The 12,620-nt window shown below is 69.0% G+C and carries 13 protein-coding genes; 5 read left to right on the forward strand and 8 right to left on the reverse strand.

Translation table 11 applies throughout. The features are described from left to right. Window positions 1-25: 25 nt before the first annotated feature. From AC1D1T_RS02125 to AC1D1T_RS02160, 8 genes are read right to left on the reverse strand one after another with little or no spacing between them, the layout of a single operon-like run. Window positions 26-814 carry a MetQ/NlpA family ABC transporter substrate-binding protein gene (locus AC1D1T_RS02125; protein WP_477824611.1) on the reverse strand — a complete coding sequence of 263 codons (789 nt, stop codon included), beginning with the start codon at window positions 812-814 and terminating at the stop codon, window positions 26-28. Window positions 815-845: 31 nt separating this feature from the next. Next, a complete protein-coding gene (locus tag AC1D1T_RS02130; protein WP_477824612.1) occupies window positions 846-1,673 on the reverse strand; it encodes an ABC transporter permease in 828 nt (275 codons plus the stop codon). Continuing rightward, complete coding sequence (locus AC1D1T_RS02135; protein WP_477991307.1) at window positions 1,663-2,637, reverse strand: aliphatic sulfonate ABC transporter substrate-binding protein; 975 nt, start codon at window positions 2,635-2,637, stop codon at window positions 1,663-1,665. Before AC1D1T_RS02135 ends, AC1D1T_RS02130 begins: the two co-directional genes overlap by 11 nt. A gap of 24 nt (window positions 2,638-2,661) precedes the next feature. Then, on the reverse strand, window positions 2,662-4,035 hold the full coding sequence (locus AC1D1T_RS02140; RefSeq protein ID WP_477824614.1) for an LLM class flavin-dependent oxidoreductase: 1,374 nt from the start codon (window positions 4,033-4,035) through the stop codon (window positions 2,662-2,664). Next, window positions 4,032-4,844: a MetQ/NlpA family ABC transporter substrate-binding protein gene (locus tag AC1D1T_RS02145; RefSeq protein ID WP_047503849.1), complete on the reverse strand. Its 813-nt coding sequence runs from the start codon at window positions 4,842-4,844 to the stop codon at window positions 4,032-4,034. Before AC1D1T_RS02145 ends, AC1D1T_RS02140 begins: the two co-directional genes overlap by 4 nt. Window positions 4,845-4,885: 41 nt before the next feature. Continuing rightward, the gene (locus tag AC1D1T_RS02150) at window positions 4,886-5,548 is read right to left on the reverse strand and encodes a methionine ABC transporter permease (protein ID WP_477824615.1); all 663 of its coding nucleotides are present in this window, start codon (window positions 5,546-5,548) and stop codon (window positions 4,886-4,888) included. Then, on the reverse strand, window positions 5,541-6,353 hold the full coding sequence (locus AC1D1T_RS02155) for a methionine ABC transporter ATP-binding protein (protein WP_477824616.1): 813 nt from the start codon (window positions 6,351-6,353) through the stop codon (window positions 5,541-5,543). Before AC1D1T_RS02155 ends, AC1D1T_RS02150 begins: the two co-directional genes overlap by 8 nt. Further along, window positions 6,350-7,549: an acyl-CoA dehydrogenase family protein gene (locus AC1D1T_RS02160; protein ID WP_477824617.1), complete on the reverse strand. Its 1,200-nt coding sequence runs from the start codon at window positions 7,547-7,549 to the stop codon at window positions 6,350-6,352. The genes AC1D1T_RS02155 and AC1D1T_RS02160 overlap by 4 nt, the downstream gene beginning before the upstream one ends. A gap of 72 nt (window positions 7,550-7,621) precedes the next feature. Between AC1D1T_RS02160 and AC1D1T_RS02165 the strand changes: the two genes are divergently transcribed. From AC1D1T_RS02165 to AC1D1T_RS02185, 5 genes are all read left to right on the forward strand, one after another. Next, window positions 7,622-9,058 (forward strand): alpha-hydroxy acid oxidase, encoded by a 1,437-nt coding sequence (locus AC1D1T_RS02165; RefSeq protein ID WP_197066847.1) that lies wholly within the window; start codon window positions 7,622-7,624, stop codon window positions 9,056-9,058. 107 nt (window positions 9,059-9,165) lie between these two features. Continuing rightward, window positions 9,166-9,360, forward strand: a complete 195-nt coding sequence (locus tag AC1D1T_RS02170) for a type II toxin-antitoxin system VapB family antitoxin (protein WP_477824618.1) — start codon at window positions 9,166-9,168, stop codon at window positions 9,358-9,360. Then, window positions 9,357-9,758, forward strand: coding sequence for a type II toxin-antitoxin system VapC family toxin (vapC, locus tag AC1D1T_RS02175; protein WP_477824619.1), 402 nt, complete (start codon window positions 9,357-9,359; stop codon window positions 9,756-9,758). Before AC1D1T_RS02170 ends, vapC begins: the two co-directional genes overlap by 4 nt. A gap of 29 nt (window positions 9,759-9,787) precedes the next feature. Next, complete coding sequence (locus AC1D1T_RS02180; RefSeq protein ID WP_477838344.1) at window positions 9,788-10,231, forward strand: universal stress protein; 444 nt, start codon at window positions 9,788-9,790, stop codon at window positions 10,229-10,231. 247 nt (window positions 10,232-10,478) lie between these two features. Then, window positions 10,479-12,617 carry a TonB-dependent siderophore receptor gene (locus AC1D1T_RS02185; RefSeq protein ID WP_477824621.1) on the forward strand — a complete coding sequence of 713 codons (2,139 nt, stop codon included), beginning with the start codon at window positions 10,479-10,481 and terminating at the stop codon, window positions 12,615-12,617. The last annotated feature ends 3 nt before the right edge of the window (window positions 12,618-12,620 follow it).

Here is a 12,620-nt window from a genome sequence, read left to right on the forward strand (position 1 = left end):
CGAAGTCAGCCCCCCGGCCCCACCCTCAGAAGGCCGGCACCATCGATCCGCTGAAGGTCGACTCGACCAGCTGCTTCACCTCCGGCGACTGGAAGGCCTTCACCAGCTTCGCGACCCAGGGCTTGTCCTTGTCCTCGGTGCGCACCGCCAGCAGGTTGGCGTACGGGTTCTTCGGGTCCTCGATCGCGATCGCATCGCGCGTGGGCACCAGCTTCGCCTGCACCGCGTAGTTGGTGTTGATCGCGCTCGCGTCCAGGTCGTCGAGCGAGCGCGGCAGCTGCGCCGCCTCGACCTGCACGATCTGGATCTTCTTCGGGTTCTCGACCACGTCCTGCACCGTCGCGCTGATGCCGGCGGCCGGCTTCAGCTTGATCACGCCGTACTTCTGCAGCAGCGCGAGCGCGCGCCCGCTGTTCGACGGATCGTTCTGGATGCCGACCTTCGCGCCGGCCGGCAGGTCGGCCAGCGACTTGTAGCGCTTCGAATAGAAGCCCATCGGGAAGGTCACCGTGTAGCCGACCGCGCTGATCCTGTAGCCGCGCGCCTGGATCTGCGACTGCAGGAACGGCAGGTGCTGGTAGCTGTTGGCTTGCACGTCGCCGGCATCGAGCGCGGCATTGGGCTGGATGTAGTCGTTGAACTCGACGATCTGCAGCTTCAGGCCGTCGCGCTCGGCGACCTTCTTCGCCACCTCGGCGATCTGCGCATGCGGGCCGGCGGTGACGGCGATCTTGATCGTCTCCTGCGCGGCGGCCGGGCCGGCGACGGCGACGAGGAGGGCGGACAACAGCAGGGTACGGCGATGGAGGCTCATGGTCTTTGGAGGTCAGGGACGACAGGAAACATCAAGGGCCCGGCTCGAACGCATCGCGCCACGCCAGCAGCCGGCGCTCCAGCGCGCGCATCGCGCCGTCGCTCAGCTTGCCCAGCAGCGCCAGCAGCGCGATCGCGGCGAGCACGATGTCGGCGCGGCCGGTCTCGCGGCCGTCGGTCAGCAGGTAGCCGAGGCCGCTGCTCGCGGCGATCAGCTCGGCGGCCACCATGAACATCCACGCGAGGCCGAGGCCGTTGCGCAGCCCGGTCAGCACCGACGGCAACGCGGCCGGCAGCAGCACGCGCCGCACCAGCGCCAGGCGTGAGAAGCCGAACAGCCGGCCGACCTCGACCAGCTTGCGGTCGACGCCGCGGAAGCCCGAGGCCACGCCCAGGTAGACCGGAAAGAACGCGCCGATCGCGATCAGCACGATCTTCGGCGTCTCGTCGATGCCCAGCCACAGCAGCAGCAACGGCACCCAGGCGAGCGACGGGATCGCGCGCAGGCCCTGCACGGAAGGATCGAGCCAGGCCGAGACGCGCTGCGACAGCCCGACCGCCGAGCCGGCCGCGAGCGCGAGCCCGCTGCCGAGCGCGAAGCCCGCGGCGACGCGGCCGGTGCTGGCCAGCAGATGCAGCCCGAGCGTCTGGCCGCCCAGGCCGATCAGCGTGCGCAGCACCTCGCTCGGTGGCGGCAGCGCGCGGCTGCCGGACCAGCCGAGCCAGGCCGCCAGCTCGATCGCGCCCAGCACCACGGCGGGCAGCACGATGCCCACCGGCACGCGCCAGCGGCGCTTGCTGCGCAGGCGCGGTGCCGTCGATGCTGCAGGCGCAGCCGTCAGCGTCAGTTCAGGCGGCACGCTGGATCACGCCGGTCGCGAAGCGGGTGTCGACCAGCTCCGTGATCGTGCGCGCGAGGTCGGTGCCCGGCTTGACCAGCTGCTCGTCGAGCAGGATCGGCGCGGCCGCCTGCAAGGCCTTCACATGCTCGGCCGACGGCTGCGGGTTGCTGAGATCCGTGCGCAGCTTGATCTGCAGCAGCGCGACCTGCAGGCTGACCTTGGCCTCTTCGGACAGGATCTTCGCGGCCTCGCTCTGGTTCGCGAGGATCCACAGCCGCGCACGCTCGTAGGCCGCGATCACGCGCTTCACGTCGTCCGGGCGCTGCGCGAGCACGTCCTCGCGCACATTCAGGAAGCCGTAGGTGTTGAACGCGACGTTGCGGTACAGCAGCGTCGATCCTGCATCCAGCTCGCTGGCCGCCATCAGCGGATCCAGCCCGGCCCAGGCGTCGACGCGGCCCTGCTCGAGCGCGGTGCGGCCGTCGGCATGCTGCAGCGCGACATGCTCGATGTCGCTGCGCTTCAACCCCACGCTGTGCAGCGCGCGCAGCAGGAACAGGTACGGGTCGGTGCCCTTGGTGGCCGCGACCTTCCTCCCCTTCAGGTCGGCCAGCGACTTGATCGGCGAGCCCTTGGGCACGACCAGCGCGGTCCATTCCGGGCGCGAGAAGATGTACGGCGTGCGGATCGGGTTGCCGTTGGCCTTCGCGAGCAGCGCGGCCAGGCCGGCGCTCGAGCCGATGTCGATGCTGTTGCTGTTCAGGTACTCCAGCGCGCGGTTGCTGCCGGCACTCAGCACCCATTTGACGTTGACGCCGTCGCGCCTGAAGTCTTCCTCGAGCCAGCCGAAGCGGCGCAGCACCAGGCTGGACGGCGAGTAGTAGGCGTAGTCGAGGCGCAGCTCCTTCGCATCGGCGGCACGCGCCAGCGTAGGGACGGCCAGGGCAGCAGCGGCGGCTTGCAGGACGGTACGGCGTTTCATCGGCAACTTTCGGGAATGAAGGGATCAGGCGGCGGCGTGCACGGCATCCAGCCGCAGCCGCTTCGCGATGTGGTCGGCACCGAGCCGCGGGCCGCGGCCGAACAGCTGCTCGCGCAGCGTGCCGCCGGCGTACTCGCGGCGGTAGCGGCCGCGCTTCTGCAACTCGGGCACCACGTGCTCGACGACATCGCGCATCGATTCATGCGCCACCGCATACGCGAGGTTGAAGCCGTCGACGCCGGTCGCCTCGACCCAGCGCTCCAGCTCGTCGGCCACCTGCACCGCATCGCCGACGATCACCGGCCCGCGGCCGCCGAGGCCGATGAACTGCGCCGCTTCCTGCACCGTCCAGACGCGCGTCGGGTCGGCCTGGTTGAACGACGCGAGCGCGCTGCGGCCGGCCTCGGTGTCGATGTACTCGACCGTCGCGTCGGGCGCGAAGCGGCTGAAGTCGACGCCGGTCCAGCCCGACAGCAGCGCGAGCGAGGCGTCGAGGTCGATGTGCTCGCGGTACTCCGCATGCCTGGCCTTCGCGACGGCTTCGTTCTCGCCGGTGACGATCAACGCCTGCGCGTAGATCAGCACGTCGTTCGCCGGGCGGCCTTGCGCCACCAGCGCAGCGCGGATCCCGTCGACATACTTGCGCACCACCGCGACGCTCGGCCCGCTGACGAACACGCACTCCGCATGGCGCGCCGCGAAGGCCTTGCCGCGCGGCGAGCTGCCGGCCTGGTACAGCACCGGCGTGCGTTGCGGCGACGGCTCGCACAGGTGGATGCCCGGCACCTGGTAGTGCTCGCCGCGGTGGCGGATCGGGCGCACGCGCGCCGGGTCGGTGAAGACGCCGCGCGCCTTGTCGCGCACCACCGCGTCGTCCTGCCAGCTGTGTTCCCACAGCTTGTAGACGACCTCCAGGTACTCGTCGGCCATGTCGTAGCGGTCGTCGTGCGCCGGCTGCTGCGGCAGGCCCAGGTTGCGCGCGGCGCTGTCGAGGTAGCCGGTGACGATGTTCCAGCCGATGCGCCCGCGCGTCAGGTGGTCGAGCGTGCTGATGCGGCGCGCGAACGGGTAGGGGTGCTCGTAGGTCAGCGCGCAGGTCACGCCGAAGCCCAGGTGCTGCGTCGCCTGCGCCATCAGCGGCACCAGCGCGAGCGGGTCGTTCAGCGGCACCTGCACGCCATGGCGCAGCGCGGCATCGGCCGCGCCCTGGTACACGTCGTAGACGCCCAGCACGTCGGCCAGGAACACGCCGTCGAAGCGGCCGCGCTCCAGCAGCTGCGCGAGCTCGACCCAATGGTCCGGATCGGTGTAGCGGTGCGAGCGATCGCGCGGGTGCGTCCACAGCCCGGGCGACTGGTGCCCGACCGTGTTCATCTGGAAGGCGTTGAAGCGGATCACTTGCTTGCGAGGGCCTGCTGGTAGTCGGTCTTCACGAAACCGGCGAACTTCGTTTCGGTGATGGCGAGGAACTCCTTCGAGCGGTAGGCCTCGGCGATGTCCTTGACCCACGGCGCGTCCTTGTCCGCGGTGCGCACCGCGACGACGTTCTGGTAGGTCGGGCCGGTCTTCTCGAGCGCGAGCGCCTCGGTCAGCTTCAGGCCCGAGGCCAGCGCGAAGTTGCCGTTGACGAACGAGTAGTCAGTGTCGTCCAGCGAGCGCGGCAGCTGCGCGGCCTCGATCGGCACCAGCTTGATCTTCTTGAGGTTGACGGCCACGTCCTTCTCCGACGCGCGGATCGGGTCGGTGCCTTCGCGCAGCCTGACCCAGCCGATCTCCTGCAGAACGACCAGCGCGCGCGCCGCATTCGTCGGGTCGTTCGGCAGCGCGACGACGGCGCCTTCCTTCACGTCCAGCGTCTTGTGCTTCCGGCTGTAGATCGCGATCGGCGCGGTCGGCACCTTCAGCAGCTCGCTGATCGCGAGCTTGTTCTCGGTCGCGAACTTCGTCAGGTAGACGATGTGCTGGAACGCGTTCGCGTCGAGCGCGCCCTGGGCCAGCGCGTGGTTCGGCTGGATGTAGTCGTTGAACTCGACGATCTTCACCGTGTAGCCCTTCTTCTCGAGCAGCGGCTTGATGCCGAGCTTGATCTGGTCGGCGTACGGGCCGGCGGTGGCGCCGAACACGATCTCCTTCTTCTGCTGGGCGGTCGCGCCGAGTGCGACGGCAGTGAGTGCGAGGGCCAGCAGCGAGCGGCGTGCGAACAACATGGGTACAACTCCAGGGAGAGATGAAGAAATCGGGAATCGGATCAGCGCTTGTCCAGCCGGCGCGCGACGGTGTTGCCCACCAGCTGGATCGCCTGCACCAGCACGATCAGGATCGCGACGGTGAGCACCATCACGTCGGTCTGGAAGCGGTAGTAGCCGTAGCGGATCGCGAGGTCGCCGATGCCGCCGCCGCCGACCACGCCGGCCACCGCCGAATACGACAGGAAGCTGATCGCGAGCACCGTGAGCGCGAGCACCAGGCCGGAACGCGCCTCGACGATCAGCACGCGCCAGATGATCTGCAGCTCGGAGGCGCCCATCGCATGCGCGGCCTCGATGACGCCGCGCGGCACGTCGCGCAGGTTCTGCTCGACCATGCGCGCGAAGTACGGGATCGCCGCGAACGACAGCGGCACCGCGGCGGCCACCGGCCCGATCGAGCTGCCGGCGATCACGCGGGTGAACGGCACCAGCGCAACCAGCAGGATGATGAACGGGAACGAGCGCACGGTGTTGACCGCCCAGCTGACGACGGCGAACAGCGGGCGATTCGCAAGCGACTGGCCGGGGCCGAGCAGGAACAGCCAGATGCCGAGCGGCCCGCCCAGCAGCACCGCGGCCGACAGGCCGATGGCGAGCATCAGCAGCGTCTGGCCGAGCGCGGTGCCCAGCTCGGGGAGGATGGCGACGATGTTCTCAGGCATACGCGGCCTCCTGCGGCGGCGCGGCCACCAGGCGCGCCAGCGCGCGACCCAGCGCGGTCTTGCGCGCGGCGCCAGCTTCGGCGAGCGCGAACTGCTCGGCCACCGCGCCGTCCTCGATCACCGCGACATGGCGGCACAGCGTGTGCACCACCGCCAGCTCGTGCGTGACGATCACGATGGTGACGCCGAGGCGGGCATTGATGTCGCGCAGCGTGGCCAGCAGCGACTGCGTGGTCTCGGCGTCGAGGGCAGACGTAGGCTCGTCGCACAGCAGCACCGACGGCCGCGAGGCCAGCGCGCGGGCGATCGCGACGCGCTGCTTCTGGCCGCCCGACAGCTGCGCCGAGTGCACGTCGACCTTCTCGTCCAGGCCCACCAGCGCGAGGCACTCGTGCACGCGCTGCTCGATCTCGGCCGCGCGCCAGCGGCCGTGGATGCGCAGCGGGAACGCGACGTTGTCGAACACGCTCGCGTTCTGCAGCAGGTTGAACTGCTGGAAGATCATGCCGATGCCCTGGCGCGCGTCGCGCAGCACGCGCTTGCCGAGGGCCGTCAGCTCGCGGCCGTCGACCGTGACGCTGCCGTGGTCGGGTCGCTCCAGCAGGTTGATCAGCCGCAGCAGCGTCGACTTGCCGGCGCCGCTCTTGCCGACCAGCCCGAAGATGTCGCCCTGGCGGACCTGCAGCGAGACGTTCTTGACGGCGTCGAAGCGGGTGCCGTTGGGCAGGGCGAACGACTTGCTCAGGCCGTCGAGCCGGATGAGAGGCGGCGGCAGGCCGGGGTCGAGGTTCTGGATGTTGCTCATGAGTAGGCCGTCGGCTCGGGGATCTGCCCGTTCAGCACGTAGCGGCCGATGTCGCGCAGCTTGTAGTCGATCGGGTCGTGCAGCGTGTGCACGCGGGCGTTGCGCCAGAAGCGGTCGAGCCCGTAACACTGCGAGGTGGAGCGCGCGCCGGTCAGCTCGAAGAGTTGCGAGCTGACCTCGAGGCCGGCGCGGTGCGACAAGGCCTTGGCCTCGGCCACCGCGATCGCGACCTCGCCGCGCTCGGCGGCCGTCAGCGCCGGGCCCTGGCGCAGCGCCTGGTCGAGCCTCACCGCTGCCACATCGGCCAGCGCGATCGCAGGGCGCAGCAGCAGCCACAGCTCGCCGTAGCGGTGCTGGATGAACGGATCGTCAATGGCCTGCGCGACACCGGCGGCGAACCACGGCTTGCTCGATTCGCGGGTGTAGCGGCGGGCCTCGTCGAACGCGCCGAGGCCGATGCCGAGGTACAGGTTCGCCATGATCAGCTGCGCCACCTGCGAGCGCAGCGTGGCGCGCGCGGTGGGCACGACGCCGGGCGCCTGCAGCACCTCGTCGTGCGAGACCGGCACCTGGCGGAACGCGACGTTGCCGCTGTCGGTCTGGCGCTGGCCGAAGGCGTCCCAGTCGGCCTGCACGCTGACGCCTTCGCGTCGTGTCGGCACCGCGGCGATCAGCGCCGTCTGCGTCGGCTCGTGCCAGGCGGAGACCGTCAGCTGGTCGGAGCCGACCGAGCCCGACGCGAAGCTCTTGATGCCGTCGATCACGAAGCCGCCGTCGACCTCGCGGGCGAGCGTGCGCTTGTCGAGCGGATTCAGCGCATTGCCCCAGAAGAGCTGCTCGTCGACGGTGCGGCGCAGCAGCGAGCGCTGCTGGTCGGCGCTGCCGTACAGCAGCACGCCGGCGAGCTGCAGGTGGTGGAAGCCGAACAGGTGGGCGAGCGCGCTGTCGGCCTGCGCGAGCTGGCGCAGCACGCCGAAGAAGGTGGGCCAGTCGGCGCCGAGGCCGCCGAGCTCTCGCGGGATCGTCAGCGTCAGCAGGCCGCTCGCGCGGATGTGTTCGCGCTCGGCCGCGGCGTGGCCGCCGGCCTGGTCGCGTTCGACCGCGGTGGCGGCGAGCTGCCGGACGAGGGTGGCGGTGGCGGCAGCGATTCGCTCATGCACGTCGGCATGGCGGGACAACGGGAGAACCTGGGACATCGTGGGCCGCAGTGTCGAGCGCGGACATCGCGCGGCGAACGAAGGAAAACGCGACTCGATCTGCGGTTTGCGATGAAGCGGACCGGAGAGCCGTTCAAGCCCTTCGAACATTGGCTTCAGAAAATTCGGATACTCACGTTCTCGTGGTCCCCGACCATCCCTGGCCCCATGAATGAGGAAGCGCCCTTGAACAACTCACGCACCCATGTTGCTCTCGCCGATCGCGTGCGGGCCCGCCGCCGCCTGCTGCAATTCCTGGCGGGCAGTCCCTTGCTGGCCGGCTCCGCAGCCCCGGGCGTGATCGCCGCCCTGGCGGCGACACTGTCCGATGCGGCGTCGGCGCAGAGCTACGACGTGCTGCGCGCCCAGACACGCAAGGTCGGCGACATCATCGAAGCGCCCGAAGACGCGCTCAACGTGATGGACTTCGAGCCGGCGGCGCGAAAGGCGCTGCAGGCCCAGGGCGCTCCTGCACACTGGGGTTACATGGCCACCGGCGTCGACGACGACGCCACGCTGCGCGCGAATCATGACGACTACGACAAGCTCCGCATCAAGGTGCGGCGGCTGGTCGACGCGCGCAAGATCGACACGCGGATCCGCCTGTTCGGTGCCGAGTACGCCAGCCCGATCTTTCTGTCGCCGGTGAGCAGCCAGGGTGCATTCCACCCCGAAGCAGAGATCCCGGTCGCACGCGCGGCGGGCGCGAGGAAGCAGCTGATGGTTCTGTCGACCTCCAGCAATTCGTCGGCCGCCGACGTGGCCAAGGCGCACGGCGCACCGATCTGGTTCCAGCTCTATCCCACCGACGACTGGGACGTGACGCGGGCGCTCGTCAGGCGTGCCGAAGAGGCCGGGGTCACTGCCATCGTGCTGACGGTGGACCGGCAGGGCGGGCGCAACACCGAGACGCTGTTCCGTGCGCGCAGGCAGGACGATCGGCAGTGCGTCGCCTGCCATGCCGGCGGCTTCAAGAACGAAGTCTCGCGCAAGCCCGCGTTCAACGACATCGACGTGTCGCACGTGACCAACCTGTACGGGACAGGCATGACCTGGGACTTCGTCGCCAAGCTGCGTGCCGCGACCAAGGCGAAGGTCGTCCTGAAGGGCATCATGACCGGTGAGGACGCTGCTCGCGCGGTGCGGGCCGGCGTCGACGGCATCATCGTGTCCAACCATGGCGGACGCGCGGAAGAGAGCTTCCAGTCGACGATCGGCGCGCTGCCCGAGGTCGTCAAGGCGGTCGCCGGCAAGATCCCGGTGCTGGTGGACGGCGGAGTCCGCCGCGGGACCGACGCCTACAAGGCATTGGCACTGGGCGCGACGGCGGTCGGCATCGGGCGCCCCTACTGCTGGGGGCTCGCGGCCTTCGGCGAACCGGGCGTCGCGGCCGTGCTCGGCATCCTGCAGCGCGAGTTCGAGACCATCATGCGTCAAACCGGGGCGACCCGGCTGAAAGAGATCACCGCCGCGACGGTCGCTGCCGGCCCGTCGTTCGCCTCGCGATGATCACACTTGAGTGGGCGAGGGCGCGTTTGCGGCAAAAGCATGAGCTCAGGTGAAGAATCCCCGCAGAGGTGCTACGCTGTGTAAGGAATTCCTGGCGGATACACATCATGCGAACGAACATCGAGATCGACGACAAGCTCATGAAGGACGCCTTGAAGGCCACGGGCGCGAAGACCAAGCGCGAGGCCGTGGAGTTGGGCCTGCGAACCCTGGTGCGACTTCGTGCGCAGGAGAAAGCCCGCGAACTCAAGGGAAAGATCACCTGGGAAGGTGACCTGGAATCCATGAGGACGGACCGGTGATCCTGGTCGACTCCAGCGTCTGGATCGACTACTTTCGCGCGGCGGACACGCCGCAGGTCGCGCTTCTGGACTCGGTCCTCGGGCGCAGCCCCGTGGCCGTGGGCGACCTGATCGCGGCGGAAGTCCTGCAGGGAGTTCGCAGCGAGCGCGAGTTCAAGCTGGTGAAGCAGACCCTGGAGACCTTCGATCACATCGATCTGGTCGGCTACGGCCTGGCGGTGAAGGCTTCCGCGAACTACAGGACTCTGCGCGCCATGGGCATCACCATCCGGAAGACCATCGACACGCTGATTGCAACCCGGTGCATCGAAGACGGATTGATGCTGCTCCACGCGGACAGGGATTTCCTTCCCTTTGCCGAGCACCTCGGGCTCAAGCAGGCATATTCGGGGAACTGACGCGAGCCCCCAACCCCGCGGGTCCCTCCATGTACCAACACATCCTCGTCCCGGTCGACGGCAGCGACACCTCCACCCGCGGCCTCGACGAAGCGATCCGCCTCGCGAAGCTGACCGGTGCCACGCTGCGCCTGATCCACATGGTCGACGAACTGAGCTTCGCGACCGGCTTCGGCGGCTACGCGGGCGATGTGGCGGGCGTGCTGAAGAGCGCCGGCAACGAGGTGCTGGCCCGGGGCAAGGCACGCGCCGAGGCGGCCGGCGTCCCCGCCGAGGTCGCGCTGTTCGAGACGATGCAGCGCCGGCTGGCTGACGTGGTGGTCGACGAGATCGGCACATGGCCGGCCGACCTCGTCGTGGTCGGCACGCACGGCCGCCGCGGCATCGGGCGCTGGGTGCTGGGCAGCGATGCCGAGCAGATCCTGCGCAGCTCGCCGGTGCCGGTGCTGCTGGTCCGGCCACCGGCGCATTGATCGGCATCAGGCCAGCGTCGCGCCGACAACACACGGGCCTGCGCTTCAAAGCGCTTTGTTGAGAACAATTCTTATTAGCCTGTAGACTTGCCCGCCAGGAGCGCCGGCAAGCCGCCATCCCCATTGCGGGACGAGCCGCGGGCAACCCCAACCCACCGCCACCACGACAGCACGCGTCCGGCATCGGCCCGCGTGGCGCAGCCCTGCCCGACAAGACGCGGCGTCCAACGCATTTGGAGAAGTACCCGTGAACCACCCCTTCCTGATGACGGCCTGCGCCATCGCCGCCAGCCTGGCCCTGGGCGATGCCCGTGCGCAAGACGCCAGGCCGCAAGAGACCAAGCCGCCGGAAGCCGCACTCGACAAGGTCTCCGTGACCGGCAAGCGCGTGCACCGCGTCTCCAAGGGCGCCACCGGCCTGCCGATGGACGTGAAGGAAACGCCGCAGACCATCAGCACCATCGACCAGGGCGAGATGGCCGATTTCGGCCTGACCGGCAGCAATGAGGCACTGGGCCTGGCCACCGGCATCAATGTCGAGCAGTACGAGACCAACCGGGCGACCTTCAATGCGCGCGGCTTCGAGATCCAGCTGACGCAGGTCGACGGCCTGGGCATGACCAACTCCTGGGGCACCGTCGTCGGCCGCGAGGACACCTTCCTGTTCGAGCGCATCGAGCTGATCCGCGGCGCCAACGGGCTGCTGACCGGCGTGGGCAACGCGTCGGGCACGATCAACTACGTGCGCAAGCGCCCGAAGAACGAGGACGGCGGCGCAGCCAACGTGACGCTCGGCTCCTACGGCCTCAAGCGCGTGGCGCTGGACTACAACAAGGTGCTGGCCGAGGACGGCTCCTGGGCCGGCCGCTTCGTCGTCGCCCATGAGGACAAGGACTCCTGGATCCGCAACCTGCACAACGAGCGCACCTCCCTCTACGGCGTGGTCGACGGCCAGATCGGCACCGACGGCGTGCTGACGCTGGGCGTCACCGCCGTCGACGCCAAGCAGGATTCGCCGATGTGGGGCTCGCTGACGCTGCTGCGCTCCGACGGCACGCAGGCCGACTTCGACGTCGGCTCGTCCACCTCGCAGAAGTGGACCTACTGGAACAACAAGTCCTACAACGCGTTCGCCGAGTACTCGCATCACCTGACCCCCGACTGGGAGGCCAAGGCCACCTACAACTTCCGGCACGGCAACGAGTCGACGCGCCTGCTGTACGCGTACTCGCCGACCGGTGTGCTGAACCCGGACAACACCGGCCTGGTGGGCTGGCCCTACCGCAGCGAAGGCAGCGCGGACAACCACGTGCTGGACGTCAGCCTGAACGGCGAGTTCTCCGCCTTCGGACGCAAGCACAGCCTGCTGGTCGGCGTGAGCCAGTCGCGGGAGAAGACCTCCGTCGACGCCTTCGCCCCGTCGACCGACCTGGGCAACCTGCCGTCGCTGCCGGCCTTCCCGTACGGCGACGACGCGTTCCCCGAACCGGCGTGGGGCCCGCGCCTGCCCAGCACCCGCGGCGAGCAGACGCTGACCCGCGTGTACGCGGCCTCGCACCTCACGCTGACCGATTCGCTGAAGGGCGTCGTGGGTGTGAACGCGGTGCGCCTCGCGCGCGAAGGCGCGTCGATCTACGGCACCACGGCCACCAACACCGACTATCCGGTGACGAAGGAGACGAGCCCCTACGTCGGTCTCACCTATGACTTCATGCCCGACCTGCTGGGCTACGTGTCGTACTCGAACATCTTCCAGAACCAGGACCAGACCGACTACAACGGCAAATACCTGGACCCGATGAAGGGCGTCAACGCCGAGCTCGGCGTGAAGGCCGAGTGGCTCGACAAGGCGCTGCTGACGACCTTCGCCGTGTTCACCGCCAAGCAGAACGGCCTGGCGACCTACGCCGGCACCATCACCGAGGTGCCCACCGACGACCCGCGCTACAACCAGTCGTGGTACGAGGGCAAGGACGTGACGTCCAAGGGCTACGAATTCGAAGCCACCGGCCGCGTCGCGCGCGACACGAAGCTGACCTTCGGCTACACCCGCCTGATCCTGACCGGCCCGGACGGCAACGCCATCTACGAATGGGTGCCGCGCAACACCGTCAACTTCCGCATCGACCACCGCTTGCCGGCGCTGCCGGCCTTGCGCGTGGGCGCGGGCGGCCGCTGGCAGTCGGACGTGAGCAAGAACGGCAGCGCGAAGCAGGGCGCCTTCCTGGTGGCCAACGCCTTCGCCGCGTATGAGCTGACCCCCGCCGCCACCGTGCGGCTGAACGTCAACAACGTGTTCGACAAGAAGTACATCACCGGGCTGGCCTACGGCGCGATCTACGGCGCGCCGCGCACGGTCGCGGTGTCGCTCGACTACAAGCTCTGACCC

The sequence above is a fragment of the Rhizobacter sp. P2_H3 genome, from assembly GCF_056403355.1.

Coding starts and splice junctions, on each gene's coding strand:
- AC1D1T_RS02150 (WP_477824615.1), bottom strand. CDS start 5,548: ATGCCTGAGAACATCGTCGCCATCCTCCCCGAGCTGGGCACCGCGCTC.
- AC1D1T_RS02125 (WP_477824611.1), bottom strand. CDS start 814: ATGAGCCTCCATCGCCGTACCCTGCTGTTGTCCGCCCTCCTCGTCGCC.
- AC1D1T_RS02145 (WP_047503849.1), bottom strand. CDS start 4,844: ATGTTGTTCGCACGCCGCTCGCTGCTGGCCCTCGCACTCACTGCCGTC.
- AC1D1T_RS02155 (WP_477824616.1), bottom strand. CDS start 6,353: ATGAGCAACATCCAGAACCTCGACCCCGGCCTGCCGCCGCCTCTCATC.
- AC1D1T_RS02135 (WP_477991307.1), bottom strand. CDS start 2,637: ATGAAACGCCGTACCGTCCTGCAAGCCGCCGCTGCTGCCCTGGCCGTC.
- AC1D1T_RS02170 (WP_477824618.1), top strand. CDS start 9,166: ATGCGAACGAACATCGAGATCGACGACAAGCTCATGAAGGACGCCTTG.
- AC1D1T_RS02160 (WP_477824617.1), bottom strand. CDS start 7,549: ATGTCCCAGGTTCTCCCGTTGTCCCGCCATGCCGACGTGCATGAGCGA.
- AC1D1T_RS02165 (WP_197066847.1), top strand. CDS start 7,622: ATGAAGCGGACCGGAGAGCCGTTCAAGCCCTTCGAACATTGGCTTCAG.
- AC1D1T_RS02180 (WP_477838344.1), top strand. CDS start 9,788: ATGTACCAACACATCCTCGTCCCGGTCGACGGCAGCGACACCTCCACC.